20 protein-coding genes are annotated in these 25,899 nt (G+C 34.8%); 8 read left to right on the forward strand and 12 right to left on the reverse strand.

Annotated features, from left to right (window positions below; genetic code table 11):
• Window positions 1–4: 4 nt before the first annotated feature.
• On the reverse strand, window positions 5–1,015 hold the full coding sequence (locus tag AC4PRO_RS08240) for a dipeptide epimerase (RefSeq protein ID WP_492116999.1): 1,011 nt from the start codon (window positions 1,013–1,015) through the stop codon (window positions 5–7).
• Window positions 1,016–1,085: 70 nt separating this feature from the next.
• Window positions 1,086–1,889, reverse strand: coding sequence for an alpha/beta hydrolase (locus AC4PRO_RS08245; RefSeq protein ID WP_492117000.1), 804 nt, complete (start codon window positions 1,887–1,889; stop codon window positions 1,086–1,088).
• Window positions 1,890–2,304: 415 nt separating this feature from the next.
• On the opposite strand from AC4PRO_RS08245, the gene AC4PRO_RS08250 reads away from it, so the two are divergent.
• Both AC4PRO_RS08250 and AC4PRO_RS08255 read left to right on the forward strand, forming a co-directional pair.
• Window positions 2,305–2,595: a hypothetical protein gene (locus AC4PRO_RS08250; RefSeq protein ID WP_492117001.1), complete on the forward strand. Its 291-nt coding sequence runs from the start codon at window positions 2,305–2,307 to the stop codon at window positions 2,593–2,595.
• A 296-nt stretch (window positions 2,596–2,891) separates the two neighbouring features.
• Window positions 2,892–3,293, forward strand: a complete 402-nt coding sequence (locus AC4PRO_RS08255; RefSeq protein WP_492117002.1) for an excinuclease ABC subunit B — start codon at window positions 2,892–2,894, stop codon at window positions 3,291–3,293.
• On the opposite strand, the gene uvrB is transcribed toward AC4PRO_RS08255, so the two are convergent.
• From uvrB to trmD, 9 genes are all read right to left on the reverse strand, one after another.
• The gene (gene uvrB, locus AC4PRO_RS08260) at window positions 3,290–5,281 is read right to left on the reverse strand and encodes an excinuclease ABC subunit UvrB (RefSeq protein ID WP_492117003.1); all 1,992 of its coding nucleotides are present in this window, start codon (window positions 5,279–5,281) and stop codon (window positions 3,290–3,292) included. The two genes, AC4PRO_RS08255 and uvrB, sit on opposite strands and share 4 nt — an antisense overlap.
• Window positions 5,282–5,409: 128 nt before the next feature.
• Window positions 5,410–8,553 carry a TonB-dependent receptor gene (locus tag AC4PRO_RS08265; RefSeq protein WP_492117004.1) on the reverse strand — a complete coding sequence of 1,048 codons (3,144 nt, stop codon included), beginning with the start codon at window positions 8,551–8,553 and terminating at the stop codon, window positions 5,410–5,412.
• Window positions 8,554–8,859: 306 nt separating this feature from the next.
• Complete coding sequence (rlmF, locus tag AC4PRO_RS08270) at window positions 8,860–9,819, reverse strand: 23S rRNA (adenine(1618)-N(6))-methyltransferase RlmF (RefSeq protein ID WP_492117005.1); 960 nt, start codon at window positions 9,817–9,819, stop codon at window positions 8,860–8,862.
• Between the two features lie 122 nt (window positions 9,820–9,941).
• The gene (locus AC4PRO_RS08275) at window positions 9,942–10,604 is read right to left on the reverse strand and encodes a thiamine diphosphokinase (RefSeq protein ID WP_074723951.1); all 663 of its coding nucleotides are present in this window, start codon (window positions 10,602–10,604) and stop codon (window positions 9,942–9,944) included.
• Between the two features lie 101 nt (window positions 10,605–10,705).
• Window positions 10,706–11,527, reverse strand: coding sequence for a DUF4249 family protein (locus tag AC4PRO_RS08280; RefSeq protein WP_492117006.1), 822 nt, complete (start codon window positions 11,525–11,527; stop codon window positions 10,706–10,708).
• 29 nt (window positions 11,528–11,556) lie between these two features.
• Window positions 11,557–13,938, reverse strand: coding sequence for a TonB-dependent receptor (locus tag AC4PRO_RS08285; protein ID WP_492117007.1), 2,382 nt, complete (start codon window positions 13,936–13,938; stop codon window positions 11,557–11,559).
• Between the two features lie 133 nt (window positions 13,939–14,071).
• The gene (locus AC4PRO_RS08290; protein WP_492117008.1) at window positions 14,072–16,294 is read right to left on the reverse strand and encodes an NADP-dependent isocitrate dehydrogenase; all 2,223 of its coding nucleotides are present in this window, start codon (window positions 16,292–16,294) and stop codon (window positions 14,072–14,074) included.
• A 283-nt stretch (window positions 16,295–16,577) separates the two neighbouring features.
• The gene (gene rplS / locus AC4PRO_RS08295) at window positions 16,578–16,928 is read right to left on the reverse strand and encodes a 50S ribosomal protein L19 (RefSeq protein ID WP_074723947.1); all 351 of its coding nucleotides are present in this window, start codon (window positions 16,926–16,928) and stop codon (window positions 16,578–16,580) included.
• A 174-nt stretch (window positions 16,929–17,102) separates the two neighbouring features.
• A complete protein-coding gene (gene trmD, locus AC4PRO_RS08300; RefSeq protein WP_074723946.1) occupies window positions 17,103–17,780 on the reverse strand; it encodes a tRNA (guanosine(37)-N1)-methyltransferase TrmD in 678 nt (225 codons plus the stop codon).
• Between the two features lie 239 nt (window positions 17,781–18,019).
• Here trmD and AC4PRO_RS08305 point away from each other — a divergent pair, with 239 nt between their 5' ends.
• The 5 genes from AC4PRO_RS08305 to AC4PRO_RS08325 all read left to right on the forward strand — a co-directional run bounded on the left by AC4PRO_RS08305 (window position 18,020) and on the right by AC4PRO_RS08325 (window position 24,376).
• Window positions 18,020–20,149, forward strand: coding sequence for a M3 family metallopeptidase (locus tag AC4PRO_RS08305; protein ID WP_492117009.1), 2,130 nt, complete (start codon window positions 18,020–18,022; stop codon window positions 20,147–20,149).
• 248 nt (window positions 20,150–20,397) lie between these two features.
• Window positions 20,398–21,393: an alpha/beta fold hydrolase gene (locus tag AC4PRO_RS08310; protein WP_492117010.1), complete on the forward strand. Its 996-nt coding sequence runs from the start codon at window positions 20,398–20,400 to the stop codon at window positions 21,391–21,393.
• A gap of 14 nt (window positions 21,394–21,407) precedes the next feature.
• The gene (locus AC4PRO_RS08315) at window positions 21,408–22,073 is read left to right on the forward strand and encodes a peroxiredoxin-like family protein (protein WP_492117011.1); all 666 of its coding nucleotides are present in this window, start codon (window positions 21,408–21,410) and stop codon (window positions 22,071–22,073) included.
• A 141-nt stretch (window positions 22,074–22,214) separates the two neighbouring features.
• Complete coding sequence (locus AC4PRO_RS08320; RefSeq protein WP_492117012.1) at window positions 22,215–23,399, forward strand: MFS transporter; 1,185 nt, start codon at window positions 22,215–22,217, stop codon at window positions 23,397–23,399.
• 44 nt (window positions 23,400–23,443) lie between these two features.
• Window positions 23,444–24,376: a peptidylprolyl isomerase gene (locus AC4PRO_RS08325; RefSeq protein WP_074723941.1), complete on the forward strand. Its 933-nt coding sequence runs from the start codon at window positions 23,444–23,446 to the stop codon at window positions 24,374–24,376.
• Between the two features lie 278 nt (window positions 24,377–24,654).
• On the opposite strand, the gene AC4PRO_RS08330 is transcribed toward AC4PRO_RS08325, so the two are convergent.
• Window positions 24,655–25,212, reverse strand: a complete 558-nt coding sequence (locus AC4PRO_RS08330) for a thioredoxin family protein (RefSeq protein WP_492117013.1) — start codon at window positions 25,210–25,212, stop codon at window positions 24,655–24,657.
• A 111-nt stretch (window positions 25,213–25,323) separates the two neighbouring features.
• Between AC4PRO_RS08330 and AC4PRO_RS08335 the strand changes: the two genes are divergently transcribed.
• Window positions 25,324–25,665, forward strand: a complete 342-nt coding sequence (locus AC4PRO_RS08335) for a tRNA-binding protein (protein ID WP_074723939.1) — start codon at window positions 25,324–25,326, stop codon at window positions 25,663–25,665.
• Window positions 25,666–25,899: the final 234 nt, after the last annotated feature.

The following is a 25,899-nucleotide window of genomic DNA, read 5'->3' on the forward strand; positions in this document are numbered from 1 at the left end:
GTAATTATTTTAAAACAACTCCCGTACCGTTCAATTCAGAATAGGTAATTTTTCCGTGTTTGATGGTTACACCATTTGCGATATCTTCTGCTAGAAGTAAGGCACCGTCCATGTCAACATAATTCAATTGTGGTAATAAATGAGCGATGGCTGAAATACCTACAGAAGATTCCGTCATGCATCCCACCATTGTTTTTAAACCTAGTTGTTTTGCTTCTTGAATCATGCGTCTGGCCGGAGTTAAACCGCCACATTTTACTAATTTGATATTTACGCCATGAAAATGGTTGTGGCATTTAGCGACATCTTCTTCAATGATACAACTTTCATCGGCTATGATTGGTAGCACAGAATGTTTGAAAACTTCCTTATGTCCTTCCCAATTATCCGCTTTCATAGGTTGCTCCAGGAATTCAACACCTAATTTTTTTAATGCTATAGCATTTCTGATTGTTTCCTCAACTCCCCATCCGCAGTTAGCGTCAATTCTGAAAATAGCATTAGTATGTTTTCTAAGCTCTGTTACGATGGCGATGTCTTCGTGGGTTCCTAGTTTAATTTTATATATAGGCCAAGGCAATTCCTTCATCTTAGAAACCATTTTATCTATAGAAGCAATCCCGATGGTATAATCGGTTAATGGATTGTTTTCTGTTGTATAGTTCCAGTATTCATATAATTTTTTTCCTTTTTTTCGAGCGTACAAATCATTGTATGCCATGTCCAAAGCGCATAACGCAAACATGTCCTCTTTTAAGTGAAAGTGCATTTTATTCCAAAAAACCTCAGGGGTTTCACCATCGCTGTCTTCGATAATGCTGCGAATTTTGTTTAAATCTTCCGTCATTACGGGTACAGTCGTATTATAATACGGATTTGATGTTGCTTCACCGAAACCCGAAAATCCTTCACTTTTTAATTCTACAATTAAAGAAGGTTGGAAATCGATTGATTCTCTCGAAATAGTAAACGTATGTTTTAACTCAAGGTCGTATGCTCTTATTATTAATTCCATAATTGGTTTTGTGGATTTATAATTTTATGTAAATCTGTAGTGACAATGGTTTGTAAATATAACGAATTAGTTAATATCCCAGCCAAATAATGGCCTTTGTAAATCCATCACGCCATAGTTTTTCATTGTGTTGGCCTCCTTCTACGATTTTCTTTTTATTCAAGTTTAAACAATAACAGCGCTTTGTATTTAAGAGATTTTCCATTTTGTTCAGGTCTGACACCATATCTTCACTTTCATTGTCGCCACACAGAAAATATATTTTGCTTTTAATTTTTTTTGTGTTTTCGGCTACATCATATATTTTATCTGAGAACCAAAAGGAAGGACTGAAAATGGCCGCTTTTCCAAACACTTGCGGGTATTTCAAAATTGCGTAAAAAGACACTAATCCACCTAGAGAGCTGCCCATTATTAGCGTATTTTTCTTTTTTGTCTTAGTTCTGTACTTTTGGTCAATTTGTGGTTTTAATGTTTTGACAATAAACTCAAGATAAGCATCGGCATTTCCTCCGCCATATTTTTCATTTTTGAAGGGTGTCAACTCTTCCATGCGTTTATCATTACCATGTTCGATGCCAATAACAATTAGCTGTGCATTGATACTGTCCAATTTTTCATCAACATTCCATTCGCCTGCATAGGCCGTTTTTGTATCAAATAAATTCTGCGCATCGTGCATATAAAGAACGGAATACTTCTTCTTTGTGTTTTCATAATTCTTTGGAAGGTAAACCCATATTTTTTTTGTTGTCTGTAATTGTGGGACTTCAATCGTAAAAGTAGAAACTTGTTTTGAGGTAGTGCTTTCTTGCGCCGTTATATTTGTTACAGCAAAAAATAATCCAAGAAGGAGGAAGAGTCGGTTAATCATTAAGTATTATTTTGTGTTTTGATTTGGAAACAATTTCGTAGCTAAAAATAGTAATTATTTTTATAATTTGATTTTGAATCAAGCTAAAATACGATAGCTTTTTATTAAGTATTGCTCTTATTCTATAAATCAAATTAGTAGATTTTTATGCTGGACTTTATTTATACGGAGTATTCTATTTGTTAGTTTTAATTACTTTGAATAATGTTTTTGTCCAAGGAATGGATTTCGGTTGTCTTTTTTACTTTACTTTAACTTGCTGTAATTTATTGATTATAATGTGATTGTATATTTTTTTTATTTGTTTTGGTTAACTGTAGTAGTTTTAGAATCATTTAGTGGCACAGTTATTGGCTTTAGCCATAATAGTTATTAATTAAAATTTTGAAATATGAAAAATATAAAAATACTCGCAATGCTAGGAATTGCCTTTTTTGCCTCAAGCACAATAAATGCACAAGTTTCAGTGGGTGTAAATATTGGATTGCCTTCAATAGTTCTATCGGGTCATTATGAGCGTGGATACGAACCACAAAGAAGAACTGTTGAATATCAACAGGAGCGCGTCATTTATGTAGACAATAGAGATTATGATGAAGATAGATGGTATGATGAAAGAAGATGCGACGAAAAAAAACATCATGGAAAATGGCATAAAGGGAAAAAATATAAAGAAAGAGATCATGATGATAGGTATGATGATTAATACCTATTTCAGATAAATAGTAAAAAAGAGAACTAATTTGGTTCTCTTTTTTTTTGTTCCTTTCTCCTCATTCGATTGTTGTTCTGGTATAGATGTTTAGAATCAAAGGATGTTTTTATAGCTGTCTCTAGGCCTTCTGGCTTTTTTGAATGAAATATACTTTGATGAACACTTTACGAAACAAATGATTTGACAGTCATCAAAAAAAACAATTTAATTAGGATAAATTGTTGAATGCCTGCTTGTTTTAGGGTTTTAAATTTAAAAGCCATATTTTAGCTAAAATTAATAATTTGATGAATATGTACGAAGAAAAAAAGAGGCTACTTTTAGAAATGATTTCTTTTTCAACAGTTGATGGTCATTTACATAAAAAAGAATATGAATTTTTGTTTCTAATTGCTAATGATTTGAATATCGAAAAAGGAGGATTTAACGATTTATTTCATCAGGAATTACCAAAATTGCCTATTAAGAATGAACTTCAAAGAATTCAACAATTTTATAGATTGGCATTATTAATGCATAGCGATGCGATTTTGCACGGTAAGGAAGCTACGGCCGTTAAACAAATTGCAATACGTATGGGATTGAATCCTGAGTCTGCCAAACTTGTGGTAAAAAAAATAGAAAAAGCTCCCAATACGGCCATTCCTGCTGATGTGTTATTGAGAATTTTTAGAGAAGAACGTAACTAGGTAAGCTGTTCTTGTAATTTTTTGATGTCATCACGTAATTTAGCCGCTTGCATAAAGTCCAAATCTTTTGCAGCTTTCTCCATTGCCTTTCTTTTTTCACGAATGCGCTTTTCTACTTCTGCTTTCGATAGATATTCTGTTTCTGATTCGGCAGCCGCATTTAAAGTGAGTCCTAATTCGTAATCCGCCAAAGGATTTTTAGTAAAAGCGCTCTCAATTTTTTTGTTTAGCGCTTGTGGAACTTGGTTGTTTTCTGTATTAAAAATAATTTGCTTTGTTCTGCGGTAATCGGTTTCGTCAATTGTTTTTTGCATGCTGGCAGTGATTTTATCGGCATACATAATCGCCTTTCCGTTAAGGTTTCTGGCGGCTCGACCGATAGTTTGCGTCAACGACCGATGGCTACGTAGAAATCCCTCTTTGTCGGCATCTAAAATGGCTACAAGCGATACTTCCGGCAGATCCAGTCCTTCACGAAGTAAGTTTACCCCAATCAAAACATCAAACATTCCTTTTCGTAAGTCTTGCATGATTTCAATTCGCTCTAAAGTATCGATATCCGAGTGGATATAGCGGCAACGAATATTAACCTTTGTTAAATATTTCGCTAATTCTTCTGCCATTCTCTTGGTTAGGGTAGTTACTAAAACTCTTTCGTCAACCTCACTACGCGCATGAATTTCCTCGATCAAATCATCTATTTGATTTAAACTTGGTCGGATTTCAATTACAGGATCTAATAATCCTGTTGGTCTAATGACTTGTTCCACAACTACGCCATCCGTTTTTTGTAATTCATAATCGGCTGGAGTTGCCGAGACATAAATAACTTGGTTTTGCATCGCTTCAAATTCCTCAAACTTCAAGGGGCGATTGTCCATAGCAGCGGGGAGTCTGAAACCATATTCTACTAAATTTTCTTTTCGGCTTCTGTCTCCGCCGTACATGGCGCTAACTTGAGAAAGGGTTACATGACTTTCGTCCACCACCATTAAATAATCTTTAGGAAAATAATCTAACAAGCAGAATGGTCTTGTTCCGGGCAGTCTTCCGTCTAGATAACGGGAATAGTTTTCAATTCCAGAGCAATAGCCCAGTTCTCGAATCATTTCTAAATCAAAATTAGTACGCTCTTCTAATCGTTTTGCTTCTAAATGTTTTCCAATTTCTTTGAAATAATCGACTTGTTTGACTAGATCTTGCTGGATTTCCCAAATAGCACCTTGCAGTACATCCGGAGAAGTCACGAACATATTGGCTGGGTAAATCGTCAATTTGTCAAATTTTTCAAGAACCTTAGAATCTTTTGTATCGAAACTTTCAATCTCTTCAATTTCATCTCCAAAGAAATGAATTCTGTAAGCTTCATCTGCATAACTAGGATATACGTCTACTGTATCGCCTTTTATTCTGAAGCTTCCAGGATTAAAATCGGCTTCTGTTCTGGAATACAAGCTTTGTACTAGTTGATGTAACAATTTAGTTCGAGAAATGATTTGACCTTTCTCAATAGGAATTAAATTTTTCTGAAATTCTACAGGATTACCAATACCGTACAAACAAGAAACCGATGCAACTACTAAAATATCTCTTCGTCCTGAAAGCAACGAGGCAGTGGTTGACATTCGCATTTTTTCCAGCTCTTCATTGATGGATAAGTCCTTTTCAATAAAAACTCCGGTAACAGGCATAAAAGCTTCGGGCTGGTAGTAATCGTAATAGGATACAAAATACTCTACTGCATTGTTTGGAAAGAATTGCTTAAATTCAGAGTACAGTTGCGCAGCCAACGTTTTATTATGTGCTAAAACTAGGGTAGGGCGCTGTACTTCCTGAATAACATTAGCGACTGTAAATGTTTTACCAGAACCAGTTACTCCCAATAAGTTTTGAAATTTCTCGCCGTCAATGATCCCTTGGGTTAATTTTTCAATGGCTTGTGGCTGGTCACCTTTGGGCTGATAATCTGATACTACTTGGAAATTCATTGGTATTGGGGTACAAAAGTTTTAGAACTGCAAAGTTACAAAGTTTATAATCATTCTAATCGAAAGTTAAAACCAAAAAAAAACCATCATGTTCGCATGATGGTTTTGATTAAATAAAATATTTTTTATTAGAAACTAAAGCTTAATCTAGCAAAAAGGAATCTTCCGTTTTGTCCAAATTGAGAAACGTTTCTTGAATATACAAATTGATTTGCGTTTGATAGATCAATTGAATTATTTGAAGATGTAGTAGGGGAATAAACAACATTTCCACTAGAGTCAACTCCAGAAGCTCTTTGAGCAATTGTTTGCGGTCCTAAATTTCTAGATGGATAAACATCAAAAATGTTATTGGCACCAATTACAACTTTAGTAGATTCTGAAACTTTGTATCCTACAGATAAATCAGTAATTACTCTGCCAGACCAAATTGGGTGTTCATTTTCAACAGCAGAACCATTTACAACAATTGCATTAATTTTCCCGTCACCGTTTGTATCTGCTATATTAGGATCTGTTACTTGACCAAAATATACGTTTCTCAAAAAGAAATCGAATTTTTTGTATGCAAGTGAGTTCGTCAAGTTTGCTTTTACTCTAGGTACCGCTTCTTCCAAATAGATTCTACTAGTCTCAGAGAAATATCTGTTAATTTGTCCGTTATCCTTTAATATTTGAGAACCGTGAATGTCGCCTACTTTTTGAGTATTTGATATTGTTCCTGATAAATCTGTTTTTAATGTTAATCCATTTCCAACAGAAGCTTTGTGACTAATTACAATATCGATACCTTTCGACTCTGTGTCAATTCCATTAGCAAAAAATGTTGCAGCTGTTGCGTTTGCATTGTCAAAAAGATTTTGCAAATCTCTTTGTGTAGTTCCAGTAGGATAAAAATAATTTGGTGCAACACCTCCATTACTAGTTGATAAACTAGGTCTAGAAAATTGGTCAGTAAGTACAACTCTGTCGGCAATTTTAACAAAATAAGCATCAGCTGTTATCGTAAGTTTAGTTTCAGGAATTTTAGCTGTAAAACCAATACTTGCACTTTGAGACTCTTCTTGTTTTAATTGTGGAATTCCTAATAATTTTGCTGCAGGTGAATCATTACTAAATGTTCCTACTTCAAATGGTACACCTCCTACGAATTGAGTAGCTGTAGAATTAAAATAAATTTGGTGTAATGAAGGAGCTCTAAACCCAGTTGAAATTGCTCCACGTAGATTGATATTCTCTGTTAGTTTGTAACGAGAAGCTAATTTATAGTTTGTAGTTCCACCAAAATCAGAATAATTCTCATAACGTAATGCTCCGTTAATCATCCATTTTTCAGTTACATCGTATTCTAAGTCAGCATAAACAGCACCACTATTGCGTCCTTTGTCAACTGCATTTACAGGTTTAAATCCTGGGAATACTTGTGCTCCACCAGCTCTTTGTCCGTTGTAAGCAGTAGTTGCTGATCCGTAGATAGCTCCAGCGTAACCACCTAATACACCGTTGTAAAAATCAGTAACTTTTATATTAGAAGGCGTTGTTCCTGTTACAACATTTCCATTAATATCATATTGATTGTATGAGTCTTCCTCGCCAGCTTTAATTTGAAAGTTTTCATGTCTGAATTCTGCTCCAAAAGCAACGTTTAATTTGTCAATTTTTCTTGATATATCAAAATTAGTTGTGTTTTGAGAAAAAGCCAATCCACCAGCATCAAACTCAGTAGGGGAGTTTTCTCTCAATGATGCATTTAATGTGTTTTCGATGTTATAATCAAATCCATTTCTACCAAAAGTATTACTTAAATCAAATTTCCAATCTTTAAAGATTGTACCTCTAAGTCCAGCAGCAGCAGAAATGTCATTAATTGTAGAGTGAATTTCAGGTAAGAAACCATTAGGGTATAAAGCTGTGTAAGCTCTTGATTGATTTGGTTTTCTGTAAAAACCTGCAGCTTCACCTGTTCTATGACTAGTACCTCCAAAAGCGTATACTTCAAGATTCTCGTTGATAGGGTAAGCAGCATTCAAGAAAAATTGCGCACTTTGTAATGATGATTGTCCCACCTTCATATTGAAAGCACTTCTTTCTAATTTTCTATAAGCTAATTCTCCAGCAGTTGCATCAAAGTTTAATGCAGTTTGCATAGAGCTTATCGAAGTTGCACCAAGAATTGATGCTTGTTGTCCTGCAGTAAAATAACTTATTTGCGGTGCATAAGTTTTAATAGTAGTAAGTATTTGTTCAGAATTAGGAGTGTTGTTAATATTTCCCCATAAAGCATTGATATTAGTATCAGCTTCTGTAGCTCTTTGTTCAATAGCATTAAAAGCACTGAATAGTCCACCAGTTACATCATTTGCTCTACTTGTTTGTCCTCTTAATTGAAAACTCGCAGTTGCGTTGATGAAACTTTTTTCTTTACCAAGACCCGTACCGTAGTTCAAATCTATTTGTAAGTTGTTTCCATCGTTACCACCTCTATGGTCATTAGAACCTTTAGAAACTTGACTTCCCCCTAAGATATTAATGTCTAACTTATTTGTTGCTTTTTTAACATTTACGTTAATTACACCAGCAATCGCATCAGATCCGTATTGTGCAGAAGCACCGTCTCTTAATACTTCGATTTTATCAATTGCAAATGCAGGAATAGCATTTAAATCTGTTCCTACAGACCCTCTTCCTGGTGATCCATTAATGTTTACTAATGAAGAGGTATGTCTTCTTTTTCCGTTTACTAATACTAATACTTGGTCTGGCCCTAAACCTCTTAATTGAGCTGGGTCAATATGATCCGTTCCATCAGCTACAGTTGTAGTGTTTGATGTAAAAGATGGAGCAACCATGTTTAATATTTGATTTAAGTTGGCTTGTGGTCCTTGTGAAGCAATGTCTTTCATACTAATCACATCAATAGGCACAGCTGATTCCGTAACGGTTCTTGCAGCACTTCGCGATCCTAATACCACTACATCTTGCAGTGTTTCTCCACTTTCAGCTAGAGATACATTTACTGTGCTTCCAGTAACTTTTACACTTTTACTTTCAAATCCTATAAAAGAAAATTGTAAAACATCTCCGATAGCGGCAGATATTACATATTTTCCGTCGGCATCGGTTGATGATCCTTTCGTTGTTCCCTTAACCAGAATTGATGTACCTGGTAAAGGGGCTTTTGTGTTGTCTGTTACGACTCCTGAAACTTTAATCTCTTGCGCAGTTAATCCTGCAGAAAAAATTAAGGTTAAAATAAATAGTAGTTTTTTCATAGTTTGGGATTGTTTGAGTTTACAGCAAATTTACAATTAAAATAGCGGAAATGTTATTTTTATGTTAATTTTTAACAAAACAGCATTTTTATGTTATTTTTAAGTTTGGGTATTATTGTATTCTTTTGTTTCGGTCTTTTTTTTGCGGATAAATCTTTTTAGTTCCATTTTAGTAGTAGAATTTGATCTTTTTTTTAGGAGTAGGTCGTATTGGTTTAATTTTTATATAATAAAAACGACAAAGCCCTTTTATAGTAAAAAAGGGCTTTGTCGTTTTAAGCTTGTTTTTAATCGGTAAAGTTTTAATTATTCAAATTTCCATTGTTTTTGTTGTCCTTCGCTCAGAAACGTCCAAGCAATTATGCGGCTTGTTTTTTGGCCTTGAGCCATATCAATAGTTTTTATTTCCACAACATTAACCTTGTTCAATGTTTTATAGATACTAGAAAGATGGGATTGCTTTGAAACTAAAGTAGTGAACCAAAAACATTGCATAGGATATTTAGCACTTTCATATATCATTTGGGTAATGAAGCCTAGTTCTCCACCTTCGCACCATAATTCCGCATTATGACCCCCAAAATTTAAAATGGGCTTTGTTGCTTTATTTGCAAAATCGCGAGATTCTAAATTATTCACTTTTCGCAAAGAAGCTTTTGTGGCTTCTTCTTGTGATTTGTGAAAAGGCGGATTACAAATCGTGAATGCAAATTTATCTTCAGGTGTAATAATGTTTTTAAAAATAAAACGAGCTTCAGTTTGTTGTTGCAGGCTTATAAAATCAACTAATTTTGGGTTGGCTTCAATTATTTTACTGCAGTTCTCAATTGCTTTTTCATCAATATCCGTTCCTACAAAACTCCAACCATATTCTACATTTCCAATTATTGGATAAATACAATTAGCGCCAACGCCAATATCTAAACCTTGAATTGCATTGCCTTTTGGGATTATGCCATTATTACTGCTAGCTAGTAAATCAGCGATATAATGAATATAGTCTGCTCTTCCAGGGATGGGAGGACAAAGATAGTTTGCGGGAATATCCCAATTATTAATATCGTAATAGCTAACTAATAATGCCTTATTTAAAGCCTTTACAGCTTCTGGATCACTAAAATCAATCGTTTCAATATCGTGCTCATTTATAGAAACATATGCTTTTAATTCTGGGCAGTTTTCTATTAAAAGTTTAAAATCGTATCGAAATCGGTGTTGATTTCTTGGGTGTAAATTTGTTTTTTCAGTATTCTTTTTAGGTGTCATTTCTTTTATTTCAAGGCAAATATGGCGATTTCTTTTAAAATCAAGATTTGTAGCAAGTTATGTAAAAAAGTGTTGCTTTAGTGATTTACTAAAGATTTGTTTTATTTTTTTGGAATTAAAAATTAATCACTGCACTCCATCATCAAGAGATCACCTGCATCATGTTCTATAATTACAATCCCGTCTTTTACCACGTGGTTGCTGCTACCAGTGCGATAACCAATGGTTAAACTGTCATCTTTTAAGGGATAAAATAAATTTTCAGAGTGAATTCCAGTAACATGACCTATTGGAATTAGTGAAATAGGGGTGTTTGCAGTGTACCATTTTTCGAATCTTTTGGATAATAAAAAAACCTTGGAATGGTCGTCCAGAATTACAATTTTTAATTTTTCGCGATAGCGAACGATATTAGTAAGATTTGTTATCGTATGATCCGTGCGTTTTCCGGTTGCCCAAACAACATTTACTGCAGGAATTTTTCTTTCATACAAGTAATCAAAGGCTTTTTCGAGATCTGTTTTACTTTGGTCTGGGGTATGTACGATTTCAATGGGATACTGAGATTTTCTGTAGGACTCTGCATCAAAATTTCGGTCAAAATCTCCTAATAAGACATCGACCTTTATATCGAGTTTCATTACTCTTTCCATAGCAGAGTCTAGTACAATCACTAGTGGTGACCATTCTAATAATTGCCCGAGTAATTCTGGATCGCAAGAAGCACCATTTGCTATTATTAATGCGGGTTCTTGGTCGTCGCGAACGATGTGGTGTGAGGACATTTTAGAGAATAGATTTCGGTTTTATTTTTAAAATTTAAAATTAGATTGAAAGGCAATCGAATTTCAGTTTTGCAAAGTTAATCAAAATCTGATTAAGGATACTATTGTATTGTATAGGTTCGTGTGTCCGTTTCACTTACAGCAAAATAACCCAATGGGTAGTTAGCTGCATTAGTGGTATTAATAATATTTCCTCTAACAGTTGCAGGTGGGGACTGAAAAGGTCCACCGCCATTGCCTCCGGCAATGCTCACTATTACATTAATATAATTATAATAGGCTTTAGAAATTCCGTAATGGCTTACAGTGACTTCATCTCCTACCTTTAAGTCATCGCTTTGTGAAATGCTGAAAAATTTATTTCCTTGAAAAAAAGTATCTTCATCTGCATAATAATTTTTCTTTTTTTGGTTTGAATAAATGTATTTGTATAGATAATAATTAGATTCGTCAGCTGGATCCGTATAATAGGTTTTGATTTCAATATTTTTTCCAGTAAATCCTCCTTCATTATTTTGAACGATTTCAGAAATTGGGGATACTGATTTTAGCTTTTCTGTAGCGTTATAAGTAGCTCCATCGTGTATTACCGTTAGGACATAGGTCTCGTTGATCACGGGTATAAAATTATTGCAAATGTATTCTCCCGTTTTAGGGGTTTCAATAAAATTAAATTGGGCATTGGAGCTGTTTGTAATAAATATTGTTGCTCCCGATACGACTGGAATTGTATTGCTGAAGTAGCCTGTTGTTGTCGTTAATTGTATTGTTTGCAAATTTCCGTCGGTTCCTTTAAGCCAGTTGATAGATGCTTCTATAACTAGTTTTGGAGAGGCAGTATCTAAATTTACATCCACAACTTCTTCACAACTGATTAAGAGAAAGGATAATAATAGTGCTGTATATTGAATTGCTTTTTTCATGTTATTTGTTTTAATTTCCGTTTCCGTTCTTAAAATTTAAAATTGTAACTAACGGCGGGTACTATCCCGAAAATAGAAGTTTTTATAGCTTCATTATTTCCGGTGTCATCGTTTCTTCTAAAATTAATAGAAGCCGCATTTTTCCTGTTGTATAGATTATAAATGCTAAAAACCCATTCTCCTTTCCAGTTTCTACCCTCGTTTTTTCTCGGGGTCAAAGTAGCAGAAATATCAAGGTGATGATAGGTAGGAAGTCGGTTTTCATTTCTTAGTCCATAACTTGGAACAGTAATACCTAAGTATTCGTATTGTCCATTTGGATAACTGACAGGTTGCCCAGTTTGAAGTGCAAAGTTAGCTCCAAAAGACCATTTTTCATTTAGATTATAAGAACCGGTAACCGCAATGTTGTGTAGTTTGTCATAAGTTGAATTGTACCACTTACCGCCGTTTATACCTGACTCTTCTGCTGTTCTTCCTGGAGTTTGTTGCTCTGATTTTGATAAAGTATAGGAAATCCATCCGTTTAATTTCCCTTCGTTTTTACGGAGCATGAGCTCTAATCCATAAGATCTTAACTGACCATTCAAAACTATTTGTTCGATGGCTTTATTTGCAATTAAATTAGCGCCATCAATATAATCCAATCTATTTTTGACTTCTTTATAATAGGTCTCTACTTCCAGCGAGTAGCTATCCTCTTTAAAGTTCCTAAAATAACCAATAGCCACTTGGTCTGCAATTTGTGGCTTTATAAAATTATCACTTGGCATCCATACATCTAGTGGGGTAGGAGATGACGTATTGGAAATTAATTGTAAATATTGGGTCATTCTATTATAACTTACTTTTATTGATTGTGCATCGTTTAGCTGATAAGAAGCTGAGAATCGAGGTTCAAGATTATTGTAACTTTGAATCACCTCATTCTTGTCGTAGAATTTAGTTCCTATAGGTGTTGCTTTTTCATAAATTTGTAAATCCGTATTGAAATTTAGTGGGCTGTTATTTTCATAAATGTTCACTGTCGATGATCCTAATCTGTAAAATTGACTGTATCGAAGTCCATAGGAAAGAGAGAACCTAGTTGAAATTTCCTGAACTGCACTAATATAGATAGAAGGTTCGAATGCATATTTTTTGTCCAATTGGTCGAAATTGATTCCTGAGTCGCTATTAGATGGCCGTATGGTTCCTGGATTAAAATCATAGTAAATGGCATTTACACCATAGTTTAATTTGAATTTATCAGAAATATAATTTTTGAAATCATATTTTATATTGTAATTCTTAATTCCTGAATCCCATTTGAATCCAACGAAATCCAAATCCAATCCATAGTAATAGTCGCTATAGATAAGGGATAGGTTTGAAAACAGTTTGTCTGAGAAAAGGTGGTTCCATCTTAGATTCAAAATCGAATTGCCATAAATATTAGTAAAGCTTTTATTTAATGAAAATACATCTCTCCCAAAATATCCTGATAGAAACAAGTTGTTATTTGGGTTTAATTTGTAGCTCATTTTTGTATTCAAATCATAAAAATAAGCGGAATTATCTTTTTGATCTTCAGAAAGTTTTAAAAATAAATGGGCATAAGAACTTCTACCGCCGATCAAGAAAGAGCCTTTGTCTTTTACTAATGGCCCTTCCAGTAAAAGCCTGGACGAGATTAATCCTATACCACCATTCATGTGGAATCCTTTGCTGCTTCCGTCTTTTTGATAAATGTCCAAAACGGAAGAAACCCGACCTCCAAAATTTGCTGGAATACCTCCTTTATATAATTTTAAATCTTTGATGGCGTCAGGATTAAAAACGGAGAAAAAACCAAAAACATGTGAGGAATTAAATATGGTAGCTTCATCTAGTAAAATCAGATTTTGATCTGCACCACCACCACGTACATTGAATCCAGAAGCTCCTTCACCCGCGTTCGTTACTCCGGGGAGTAGTAAAAGTGATTTTAGGACATCGACTTCACCAAGGACAACAGGCATTTTTTTGATAGCAGAAATGGAAAGTTTGTTGAGACTCATTTCTGGAGAACGAATAGCGCTACGGGGACTATTATCTGTAATGATTACTTCTTTAAGGATTTCACCACTTTCAGATAGACTGAAATTCATTTTTTTATTTTCAGATAATTCTATTTTTTGAGATTCAATCTGAAACCCGATGTAGCTAATTAAAACGGTATAAGTAGCTTCAGGAAGTGTTATCGAATAAAATCCATACTCATTTGTTGTAGTACTTGATTTGATTTCAGGAATGTAAACATTCACACCAATAAGTGTTTCGTTATTTTTTATATCTGTAATTACACCGCTAAGTGTAAATTTATCTTGAGAATAGGAGGATAGTGTAAATAAGAATCCGACAATTAAGATGATAATTTTCTTGAAAAACATACTATTTATTTAGAATTACAAATTTGGAGTAACGGTAAGTGAAATGCTATTAAACAAAGGTTAAAAAAATATTAATAATAAAAAAGGCAACCGTTTCTGGTTGCCTTTTAAATATAATAACAAGTAAATAGAATTAAGCAATTTTAGCTAAAATAGCATTAAATGTAGCGCTAGGGCGCATTGCTTTAGTTGTTAATTCAGGATTAGGCTGGTAATACCCACCAATATCCTGAGGTCTTCCTTGAGTTCCAATTAATTCAGCGTTAATTTTCGCTTCGTTTTCTTCTAGTTCTTTTGCGATAGGAGCAAATATAGCTTTAAGCTGAGCATCTTTAGTTTGCTTTGCAAGAGCTTCTGCCCAGTACATTGCTAAATAAAAATGAGAGCCACGGTTGTCTATTTGTCCTATTCTACGGGCCGGAGATTTATCGTTTTGTAAAAATTGCTCTGTAGCTTGATCTAAAGTTTCTGATAATACCAATGCTTTTGGATTATTATAAACAGAGCCTAAATGTTCTAATGAAACGGCAAGGGCTAAGAATTCTCCAAGAGAATCCCAACGTAAATACCCTTCAGAAGTGAATTGTTCAACATGTTTTGGAGCAGATCCACCAGCGCCAGTTTCAAACAAACCACCACCACTCATTAATGGAACGATTGATAACATTTTAGCTGAAGTTCCCAGTTCTAGGATAGGGAATAAATCTGTTAAATAATCACGTAAAACGTTTCCGGTTACAGAGATGGTGTCTAATCCTGCTTTAGTTCTTTCTAATGTGAAATTAGTAGCGTCAATAGGGTTTAAAATACGAATGTCTAAACCAATTGTGTCGTACTCTTTTAAATATTTTTCGACTTTTTCAATTACTTTTCTATCGTGTGCTCTGTTTTCGTCTAACCAGAATATTGTAGGCACGTTTGTGGCGCGAGCTCTGTTTACAGCTAGTTTTACCCAGTCTTGAATGGGAGCGTCTTTGGCCTGGCACATTCTGAAGACATCTTTTTCTTCAACGGGCTGTTCCATTAAAATGTTTCCTTTAGTGTCTGTAACACGAACAACGCCGTCTCCAGTCATTTGGAATGTTTTATCATGTGATCCGTATTCTTCTGCTTTTTGTGCCATCAAACCTACGTTTGGCACACTTCCCATGGTTGTTGGGTCAAAAGCACCGTTCTTTTTACAGAAATCAATAGTTGCTTCATAAACACCAGAATAACAACGATCTGGAATCAAAGCGATAGTGTCTTGTAATTTTCCTGCTGCGTTCCACATTTGTCCTGAAGTACGAATCATTGCAGGCATAGAAGCATCTACAATAACATCTGAAGGAACGTGAAGGTTTGTAATTCCTTTATCTGAATTTACCATGGCTAAACTAGGACCATTTTCAATTGCTTGAGTAATGGCAGCTTCTACTTCAGCTTGTTGTGGCTGACCTGCAATTTTTGCATAAACATCACCTAATCCATTTCTGGTATCAATGTTCAACTCAGTAAATAAAGTTTTGTATTTTTCGAATACGGTTGCAAAGAAAACTTCAACGATAGCGCCAAAAATGATTGGATCTGAAATTTTCATCATTGTTGCTTTCAAGTGTACAGAAAGCAAAACGTTTTCTTTTTTAGCTTCTGCAATTGCATTAGTAACAAAGCTTTTTAAAGCTCTTAAGTTCATCACTGAACTATCGATTATTTCGCCCGCTTTAAGTGGTGTGCTAGCTTTTAAAATGCTAGTCGTGCCATCTTTTCCTACGAATTCAATTTTTACGTCAGTAGCTTCAGGAACGGTTATGGATTTTTCACTTCCGTAAAAATCACCATCTTTCATAGCCTCTACTTTTGTTTTTGAATCTGCAGACCAAGCTCCCATGGAGTGAGGATGGGCTTTTGCAAAGTTTTTTACTGCTTTAGGAGCTCTACGATCAGAATTTCCTTCACGTAAAATCGGATTTACTGCTGAGCCTAATACTTTTGAATATTTGGCTTTAATTTCCTTTTCTTCGTCGCTTTTCGGGTCTTCAGGGAAATTTGGGATTTTATAACCATGTTTTTGTAATTCGGCAATAGCTTCTTTTAGTTGAGGGACTGATGCAGAAACATTTGGTAATTTAATAATATTTGCCTCAGGAGAATTGGCTAGTTTTCCAAGTTCAGATAAAGCGTCTTTCACTTTTTGGTCTTCATTTAAAAACTCTGGAAAGTTAGATAAAATTCTAGAAGCTAGTGAAATGTCTTTCGTTTCTATTTCAATAGCTGCAGTTGCAGTAAATGCTTGTACAATTGGTAAAAAAGAATAAGTGGCCAACAAAGGCGCCTCATCAGTCAAGGTGTAAACAATCTTTGATTTTTGTATCATTTTTTTATTTTTATAATCGTATCCCTATTAAATAGGATGTGAAATGTATATTATGCTTAAAAATTAAGCATAGCAAATATAAGGAAATCAGACCGAAAACAGACTCGGTTTGACACATAAATTATGATTTTTAAGATAACTAACGTGTTGGTCTCAAAATGTTATTTTTATGATTGATTGTGGCAGAATTTAAGGTTTAAAATAAAAGCAAAATAAAAGCAAAATAAAAGCAAAAAAAAAAGTCCCGACAGTGTCAGGACTTTTATGATAAAGAGATATTTTACTATCTTCTTTTGTCTTTAATTTTTGCTTTTTTACCAGTAAGTTCTCTGAAGTAGAAAATTCTAGCTCTACGAACTGCACCTTTTTTGTTGATTTCAACTTTTTGTAAAGCTGGCAAGTTTACAGGGAAGATACGCTCAACACCTATAGCACCAGACATTTTACGAATAGTAAAAGTTTCTGTGTTAGCAGAACCTCTTCTTTGGATAACAACTCCTTTGAAAAACTGTGTTCTAGTTTTTTCACCCTCTTTAATTTCGTAGTATACAGTGATAGTATCACCAGCTCCGAATACAGGAAAATCTTTTCTTACTACTAATTCGTCTTTAACGAATTTCATTAAATCTGCCATGATAATTTTAATTATGGTTTTGAATTAGAGCAACATACGCGGATCTCGCCAGAGGTTAGTCTAATGTGGGCGCAAAAGTAATTAAAAAAGTTTAAAGTTTAAAGCATTTCCTCTATAATGTTCTAATCAATTTACTTAGTAGCTTTCAAGTTCCCCCTTTTGGGGGTAGAGGGACTACTCTTCCAATAAATCTGGACGGCGATTTTTAGTATGCTCATAAGCCATATCTTCGCGCCATTTGTCGATTTTGGCAAAATTTCCACTGGTTAAAACTTCAGGTACCTTCCATCCGTTATAGTCCGCAGGTCTTGTATATATAGGTCCCGACAGTAAACCATCTTGAAAACTGTCTGTTAATGCTGAGGTTTCATCACTCAATACACCGGGAATCAATCGGATTAAAGCATCTGACAAGACTAATGCTCCTAGTTCTCCTCCTGATAAAACATAATCGCCAATAGAGATTTCTTTAGTGATGAAATGGTCACGCACGCGTTGATCCACTCCTTTATAATGACCACATAAGATGATAATATTCTCATACATGGACATGGTATTTGCCATTTTTTGATTTAGGGTTTCCCCATCAGGTGACATATAGATGATCTCGTCGTAGGTTCTTTCGCTTTTTAAATGCGTGATACATGCATCAATAGGCTGCACTGTCATTACCATTCCGGCACCACCGCCATAAGGGTAATCATCAACACTTTTCTGTCTGTTAGTTGTGTAGTCCCGTAAATTATGAAAATGAACCTCTACTAATCCTTTGTCAATAGCACGTTTCATAATGGAAGCCTCAAACGGACTTCTTAGCAATTCAGGTAATACGGTAACAATATCAATGCGCATGATTTTATATCTAAGTTTGAAGGCGCAAAGGTACAAAGTTTTTTTTCAGAAGCTAATCGCAGTCTCACCCTAAAGGCGCGATAGCAATCTTTTTCTTTTTAGAGAAAAAAAGAAAGGGATTTTCACTGCTTTATAGACTATTGGATTGTATGTTAATGACGAACAATAGTTATGAGATCGTTTTAGTAACTGTTTTTTTTAACTACTTTTATGGCTGGAAAATTAATCAATCTTAAAATATGCAAATCTTTTCAAAAATTAATCTGGCAAGCGCAATACTTGTTTTTGCGGCCTCATTACAAACAAACACGATTCAAGCACAAAATAATTCGGTTAAAATGACAAACCCTCTTTTACAAAAAAGTACGCTGCAGTATCAAGCACCCCCTTTTAATTTAATTAAAGAGGAGGATTTCAAGCCAGCTTTTGAATATGGTTTAGGAGTTCACGATAAAGAAATAATGGCAATAGCAGATAATCCTGCTAAACCTAGTTTTCAAAATACTGTGTTAGCATTAGAAACTTCGGGAGTAGATTTAAAAAGAGCTACAAGTGTGTTTTATAATTTGACTGGTTCTAATACCAATCCAACTTTGCAAGCTTTACAAGCGGAATATGCACCTATCTTTTCGGCGCATAGCGATAAAATGTATTTAAATAGTAAATTGTACAAGCGCTTTAAAGCAATCGATCTTACTACTTTAAAAGGGGAGGATAAAAAATTAACAACGTACTATGTGCAAGAATTTGAACTTGCTGGAGCTAATTTATCTGATGCCGATAAAGACAAAATGAAAAAAATTAATGAAGAGCTAGCCAGTTTAGGTACGCTTTTCGGTACTAAATTATTGATTGCCCGTAAAAACGGTGCCGTTTTGTTTGATAGTGCAACTGATTTAGATGGTTTAAGTGCAACTGACCTTGCTGCTGCAAAAGCAAAAGCAACTGAAGCGGGTCATGAAGGACAGTATTTAATAGGATTACAAAATACAACCCAACAACCATTATTGCAAAGTCTTACTAACAGAGCAACTAGAGAAAAAATATTCAAATCGTCTTGGACACGTGCCCAAAAGAATGATGATGGCGATACTCGCGAGGTATTAGAAAAAATGGCGAAATTGCGTTTGCAAAAAGCCAATTTGATGGGCAAAAAGAATTTTGCTGAGTGGAAATTGCAAGACCAAATGGCGCAAACTCCAGAGAGAGCGATGAACTTATTAGCAAAAATCGCTGGTCCAGCGGTTGCAAAAGCAAAAGTTGAAGCAAAAGAAATACAAGAATTAATCGATGCTCAAAATGGCGGATTTAAATTAGAACCTTGGGATTGGAATTTTTATTCAGAGCAAGTACGTAAAGCCAAATATGATTTGGACGAAAGTCAAATAAAACCTTATTTTGAGTTGACAACAGTATTAGAAAAAGGAGTGTTTTTTGCAGCCAAAAAAATGTACGGTATTACCTTTAAACAACGCAAAGATTTGCCGGTTTATCACCCAGATGTTGTTGCCTATGAGGTTTTTGACAATGACGGAAAATCAATGGCAATCTATTATTTAGATTTCTATACCAGAGACAATAAAAATGGTGGTGCTTGGATGAGTAATTTTGTAGATCAATCTCATTATTTAAAACAAAAACCAGTAATTGTAAACGTTTATAATTTTGCAAAACCAGTAAACGGAAACCCTTCTTTAATTAGTTTCGATGATGTAACGACTATGTTCCATGAGTTTGGGCATACCTTACACGGTTTATTTGCAAATCAAAATTATATGAGTCTTTCTGGAACGGCTGTGCCACGTGATTTTGTAGAATTTCCTTCTCAAATCAATGAGCACGCAGCTTTAGATCCTGAAGTTTTAAAAAATTATGCACTTCATTATAAAACTAAAGAGGTGATTCCTCAGGAATTAATTGATAAAATTAAAAAAGCCGAAACGTTTAATAAAGGCTATGATGTAACTGAACTTTTGGCGGCCTCCACATTAGACATGAACTGGCATAGTGTTGAAAACGAAGCAGATTTCAAGCCCGCTTTAATTTTTGAAAACGAAGCGCTAGAAAAATATGGTTTGTTAGTAAATGAAGTGCCTACAAGATACCACACGCCTTACTTTGCACACATTTGGAGTGGAGGTTATTCAGCGGGTTATTATGCTTATACTTGGTCTAAAACCTTAGATTATAATGTGTACGACTGGATGAAAGCAAACGGTGGTCTAACAAGAAAAAATAGTGAGCGTTTTAGAAAATACATTTTATCAGTTGGGAACAGTGTAGATTTAAATGAAGCTTTCAAACAATTCATAGGACACGATATGGAAATCGAACCATATTTAAGAAATTCAGGACTTTCTGATAAGTAATCTAATTTTACCAATTAAAATGGCATTCGTAATGGATGCCATTTTTTTTAGGAGCAATTTCCAGCTGTACACTATATCTATTGTGTCTCGTCCAAAAAAAGACGATACAAAATAGGATGCCGTTTCCATCTGGGCTAGCGTATGTACTAGCAATTATGTTTTGGTTTCCAAATTGTAAAGTTTTCCTAATAGTTTTCCAGTAGGAATTCTTCTGCTTAAATTTACAATTCTAATAAAAAATATTGAAAATGAAATTTAAACTTTTGATAGGACTCTTTCTTATAACGCTAGGATCTTCTGCCCAACAAGACCAATTAAAATGGTTGGATATCAATTTAAGTAATTATGAGTATCCGTTTCCAGTACATTTTATAACTTTAAACGTGCAACAGCAAGTACTCAAAATGGAGTATATGGATGTGATGCCGGACAATTATAATGGAAAGAATATTCTATTGCTTCACGGAAAAAATTTCAACGGAGCCTATTGGCAAACGACTATTACTGCTTTAACTAAAAAAGGTTTCCGAGTGATTGTTCCAGATCAGATTGGTTTTGGGAAGTCAGATAAGCCAGATCATTTTCAATATACATTTCAGCAATTAGCACAAAATACAAAACAAATTTTAGATACGTTAGGGATTCATAAAACAGCTGTTTTAGGACATTCTATGGGAGGTATGCTCGCAACTCGTTTTGCATTACTATATCCGGAAGTAACGGAGAAATTAATTCTTGAAAATCCGATAGGTTTGGAAGATTGGAAGCTTAAAGTGCCGTATCAAACCGTTGATTGGTGGTATCAAAATGAATTAAAACAGAGTTATGACGGAATCAGAAAATACCAAATGGACAGTTATTATGACGGTAAATGGGAACCAGAATATGACAAATGGGTTAATCTTTTGGCGGGGTGGACTTTGAACTCTGATTACAAAAAAGTAGCATGGAATTCGGCATTGATGTATGATATGATTTTTACCCAGCCTGTAGTGTATGAGTTTCAGAATTTGAAATGTCCTACTTTATTAATCATCGGAACCAGAGACAGAACCGCTTTGGGGAAACCCTTAGTTAATGAAGAGGTTAGGAAAACAATGGGATTGTATGCTGTTTTAGGAAAAGAAACACAAAAGAAAATACCAAATTCAAAACTTGTTGAAATACCTAATATTGGGCACATGCCACATATAGAAAGTTTTGACAAGTTCATTGAGCCTCTAACGGAATTTTTGGAGAAATAGTAAAACAATAAGTTATGAGTATAGAAAATATAACAAACGGTCTACAAGCAACTTTAGATAATGCAAAAAACGCGTGGGAAGCAAAAGCACCAGAACAAATTAAAGAAATATACGCTGAAGGAATTGCTGATGTAACACGTCAAAATGTGGTTGTAAACGCTAAGAAAAATCATGATATAGCACCTAACTTTATCCTTACAAACGCTACAGGAAAAGAAGTGCAATTAAGTGATTATCTTAAAAAAGGGCCAGTTGTTTTAACGTGGTATCGCGGCGGGTGGTGTCCTTATTGCAATATGACTTTGCATTATTTGCAAGAGCAATTGCCAAATATTCAGTTAAAAGGAGCTAATTTATTGGCTTTAACGCCTGAGTTACCTGACAAATCTATGTCTACGGTAGAAAAGCACGAATTACAATTTGAAGTATTGAGTGATGTTGGTAATAAAGTAGCGAAGGAATATGGTATCGTTTTTAAATTGACTGATGCTGTTGCTGATACATATCAAAAAGGATTTGATTTGCATGGTTTTAATGGTGACGAATCAGATGAATTACCCTTAGCGGCGACTTATGTGATTGATCAAAAAGGAGTAATTGTCTATACGTTTTTAGATGCTGAATATAGAAATAGAGCAGAGGCTAAAGATATCTTGGCAGCTCTTGATTCTCTAAAGTAATAATTAAATTGAACTATTTTTTAATACCCTCAAATGAGAAAATCTTCTAAGTGTGTTTTTAATTAATATACTTCCATTTTCATCTTAAAATTTGGCTTTTGTTTAAAACAATAATCTAAAAACACAACGTATTTTTGCGCGATGAATTTATCAAAAAAGAATGTCTTGTTTATGGCGGCGGCTACTGGACTTATAGTAGCTAATTTGTATTATTGCCAACCATTAATAATATTAATAGCAGACGAATTTAAAATCCCCCATGCTGATGCTGGAACAATAACCTATCTCACACAGGCAGGTTATGCTATTGGTTTGTTTTTTATGGTTCCGCTAGGGGATAAGTTAGAACGTAAAAGTCAGATACTTTATACCACTTTTGCCTCTGTCATTGCTTTGATAATTGCAGCCACAGCGCAAAGTTATCTTATCTTAGAAATTGCTTCCCTTTTAATAGGAATCACTTCTATTGTTCCTCAACTTATTTTACCGTTAGCCGCCTCTTTAAGTGCACCAGAAGAACGAGGTAAAGTAGTAGGGACAATTATGAGCGGACTCTTAGTAGGAATTCTGTTATCAAGAACCTTAAGTGGTTTTATAGGAGATTTTCTTGGTTGGCGTGCCATGTTTTGGATTGCCTCAGGATTATGTCTGGTATTATTTTTTATCATAAAAAAACAATTTCCTTATAATAAACCTGTTTTTGAGGGCTCTTATAAACAACTGATTGGTTCACTTTTTACCTTAATCAAGGAGCAACCTTTATTGCGTGAAGCGACTTTAATTAATGTATTCAGTTTTGCTCAATTTGGCGCTTTCTGGACTACCATGGTTTTATTACTTTCGGCAGAACCTTTCAATTTCACTAGTACTACAATAGGACTTTTTGGTATTGTAGGTGCTTCGGGTGCACTGGCAGCTCCTCTGGTTGGGAAATTAAGTGATAAAGGAAATTCTAGAATTGCAGTAGGATACGGCTGTATGTTAATTGCTTTTAGTTTTATGATTTTCTATTTCTCAGGATCAAGTGTTGTCGGAATCATTTTTGGGATTATTTTCATAGATATTGGTTTGCAAGGGGTGCATATATCAAATCAAACTCGTGTTTATTCTATAATGCCTGAAGCGAGAAACCGTATGAATACAGTATTCATGTCTTTTAGCTTTTTAGGAACAGCTGCAGGCTCTGCCTTTGGATTGTTTTTATGGCGATTGGGTGGCTGGCATGCTGTAACCTTAGGGTGTTTATTATTATCAGTATTAGCGTTCTCTGTGTATGCCTATACCTATAAATCCAAACGTAAAGCATTAGAAAGCATCAATGGATAACAAATTAATTCGTAAATTTGCATTTCAATAAAAATTATACAACAATGGAAAATGGAATATATGCTAAATTCAACACTGCAAAAGGGTCGGTTTTAGTAAAATTAGAGCACGAATTAACACCAGGAACTGTTGGTAACTTCGTAGGATTAGCTGAAGGAAACTTAGAAAATAAAGTAAAACCGCAAGGAACAAAATTTTATAACGGATTGAAATTCCACAGAGTGATTCCTGATTTTATGGTTCAAGGTGGATGTCCACAAGGAACTGGAACTGGTGATCCTGGATATAAATTTGATGATGAATTTCACCCAAGTTTAAAACATGATAAACCGGGAATATTAGCTATGGCTAATTCAGGTCCAGGAACAAATGGTTCTCAATTTTACATTACACACGTTCCTACTTCATGGTTAGACGGTAAACATACTGTTTTCGGACATGTGGTAGAAGGACAGGATGTTGTTGATGCTATCGCTCAAGGAGATGTTCTAGAAAGTGTAGAAATCGTAAGAGTAGGAGAAGAAGCTGAAAAGTGGAATGCTATCGAAGCTTTTATCACTTTCAAGGGAGCGCGTAACAAACGTGATATCGCTTTGAAAGCAGATGCAGAAGCAGCAATGGAAAAATTAGCTGCTGGGTTTGAAAAAACAGAAAGCGGTTTGCGTTACCAATTCATTCAAAGAGGTGAAGGAAAACAAGCTGTAGCTGGTAAAACAGTTTCGGTTCACTATGAAGGGTCTTTAGAATCTGGAAAAGTTTTTGATAGTTCGTATCCAAGAAAAAAACCAATCGAATTTCCATTAGGACAAGGAAATGTAATTGAAGGATGGGATGAAGGTATCGCTTTATTGCGCGTAGGGGATAAAGCACGTTTTGTGATTCCATCTCATTTAGGGTACGGATCTCGCGGTGCTGGAGGAGCAATTCCACCAAACGCCACTTTGATTTTCGACGTAGAATTAATGGACGTTAAGTAATATAGTGTTTAGTGATCCGTTTTTTAGTGGTCAGTTTACATAATATAAAATCCCAATTATCATTTTAGATAATTGGGATTTTTTTATGCGATAAAATGTTGCTATTCCTCAGTTCGTGCTGAGCAGCGGTTCGCAAAAGAAAACTGCTGCGAAGTATCGAGAACCATTTTACAGGACGAAGCTAATTGATATCTTTTAGCTAAATAGGATCTTTTTTTTTAAATTTTCACACCAAAAATAGTAGAAGTGACTATCGATTTTTTATCTAACCTCTAACCTTATTTCCATTTTATATTACACCCAATGCTCGGTTTCTGATTGGGGTTCATCGTACGATTGTAAATAACGCTGTCAATTGCCCCGCGCAAATCGTTACCGCTAAGGTGAATACCATTTCCTGGTCTGCTGTCATCAAGTTGACCGCGATAGACTAATTTATCCTGGCTGTCATATAAAAAGAAGTCAGGGGTACAGGCAGCATGGTACGCTTTAGCTACTTCCTGTGTTTCATCATATAAATAAGGGAATTCAAAATTATTTTCGAAAGCAAATTCCGTCATAAGTTCTGGCGAATCCTGCGGATAATTCACTACATCATTGCTCGAAATCGTGACAACACCAAGTCCCTGTACACGATAGTCATTAGCAATCATAACGACCTCTTCAATCACATGAAGCACAAATGGACAGTGATTGCAAATGAATAGGATTAACGTTCCTTTTTCTCCTTTTAAATCGGAAAAAGAAAACGACTCTGTTCCAGATTTCATGTTTTTCAGATAAAATTCGGGAGCCTTCGTTCCCAGGGCGACCATATTTGATGGGGTTCGTGACATTGATGTTTTTTTATAATTACAGGGTTTAAAGTTAAGAAAAAAGGATTGCTTTTAGTCTGAAATGATTATTTTTAGTTTTTATAATTCATTGGAATAAAACCAAAATTTAAGATGGAGAATAATTTAACTTGGCAAGAATTTGAAAGAGTGGCAATGCACGTGGGCACCATCGTGGAAGTTAATGATTTTCCGGAGGCCCGAAAACCGGCTTACCAACTCACCATAGATTTTGGAGAAAGTATCGGAATAAGAAAAACCTCGGCACAAATTACCAAGCGCTATTCCAATACCGATTTACTCCACCGCCAGATTGTTGCCGTAATTAATTTTCCAAAAAAGCAAATTGGCAAATTCATGAGCGAATGTCTCGTGCTTGGCGCAGTAGGAGAAGAAGGAGATGTGATTCTTCTAGCTCCCGACTTTAAAATTGAAAATGGGCTCCGAATAGGTTAATAATTATATTCCTCCTTTCGAATGTATATCTTAAAATACATAGTAAAGATCATCCTACTTACTTCTATTAATACTTAACATTTTTGTAGTTAAAACTTTAATTATAAAAATGTTAATATGTTATTAATCAGTTATTTGAATCAAAATTTATTTGTAACTTCACTATAGACTTGATTGATCTAGTATTTTTTTCGCCCCAAATATTTTTTCGCTTAATTAATTAGCAATCGACTG

The sequence above is a fragment of the Flavobacterium sp. DW-iso2 genome (assembly GCF_058725285.1).

Coding starts and splice junctions, on each gene's coding strand:
- AC4PRO_RS08275 (WP_074723951.1), bottom strand. CDS start 10,604: ATGTCCTCACACCACATCGTTCGCGACGACCAAGAACCCGCATTAATA.
- AC4PRO_RS08280 (WP_492117006.1), bottom strand. CDS start 11,527: ATGAAAAAAGCAATTCAATATACAGCACTATTATTATCCTTTCTCTTA.
- AC4PRO_RS08250 (WP_492117001.1), top strand. CDS start 2,305: ATGCTAGGAATTGCCTTTTTTGCCTCAAGCACAATAAATGCACAAGTT.
- AC4PRO_RS08245 (WP_492117000.1), bottom strand. CDS start 1,889: ATGATTAACCGACTCTTCCTCCTTCTTGGATTATTTTTTGCTGTAACA.
- AC4PRO_RS08305 (WP_492117009.1), top strand. CDS start 18,020: ATGCAAATCTTTTCAAAAATTAATCTGGCAAGCGCAATACTTGTTTTT.
- AC4PRO_RS08240 (WP_492116999.1), bottom strand. CDS start 1,015: ATGGAATTAATAATAAGAGCATACGACCTTGAGTTAAAACATACGTTT.
- rlmF (WP_492117005.1), bottom strand. CDS start 9,819: ATGACACCTAAAAAGAATACTGAAAAAACAAATTTACACCCAAGAAAT.
- AC4PRO_RS08330 (WP_492117013.1), bottom strand. CDS start 25,212: ATGTCACGAACCCCATCAAATATGGTCGCCCTGGGAACGAAGGCTCCC.
- AC4PRO_RS08315 (WP_492117011.1), top strand. CDS start 21,408: ATGAGTATAGAAAATATAACAAACGGTCTACAAGCAACTTTAGATAAT.
- AC4PRO_RS08285 (WP_492117007.1), bottom strand. CDS start 13,938: ATGTTTTTCAAGAAAATTATCATCTTAATTGTCGGATTCTTATTTACA.
- trmD (WP_074723946.1), bottom strand. CDS start 17,780: ATGCGCATTGATATTGTTACCGTATTACCTGAATTGCTAAGAAGTCCG.
- AC4PRO_RS08265 (WP_492117004.1), bottom strand. CDS start 8,553: ATGAAAAAACTACTATTTATTTTAACCTTAATTTTTTCTGCAGGATTA.
- AC4PRO_RS08325 (WP_074723941.1), top strand. CDS start 23,444: ATGGAAAATGGAATATATGCTAAATTCAACACTGCAAAAGGGTCGGTT.
- AC4PRO_RS08290 (WP_492117008.1), bottom strand. CDS start 16,294: ATGATACAAAAATCAAAGATTGTTTACACCTTGACTGATGAGGCGCCT.
- AC4PRO_RS08310 (WP_492117010.1), top strand. CDS start 20,398: ATGAAATTTAAACTTTTGATAGGACTCTTTCTTATAACGCTAGGATCT.
- uvrB (WP_492117003.1), bottom strand. CDS start 5,281: ATGAATTTCCAAGTAGTATCAGATTATCAGCCCAAAGGTGACCAGCCA.
- AC4PRO_RS08335 (WP_074723939.1), top strand. CDS start 25,324: ATGGAGAATAATTTAACTTGGCAAGAATTTGAAAGAGTGGCAATGCAC.
- rplS (WP_074723947.1), bottom strand. CDS start 16,928: ATGGCAGATTTAATGAAATTCGTTAAAGACGAATTAGTAGTAAGAAAA.
- AC4PRO_RS08320 (WP_492117012.1), top strand. CDS start 22,215: ATGAATTTATCAAAAAAGAATGTCTTGTTTATGGCGGCGGCTACTGGA.
- AC4PRO_RS08255 (WP_492117002.1), top strand. CDS start 2,892: ATGAATATGTACGAAGAAAAAAAGAGGCTACTTTTAGAAATGATTTCT.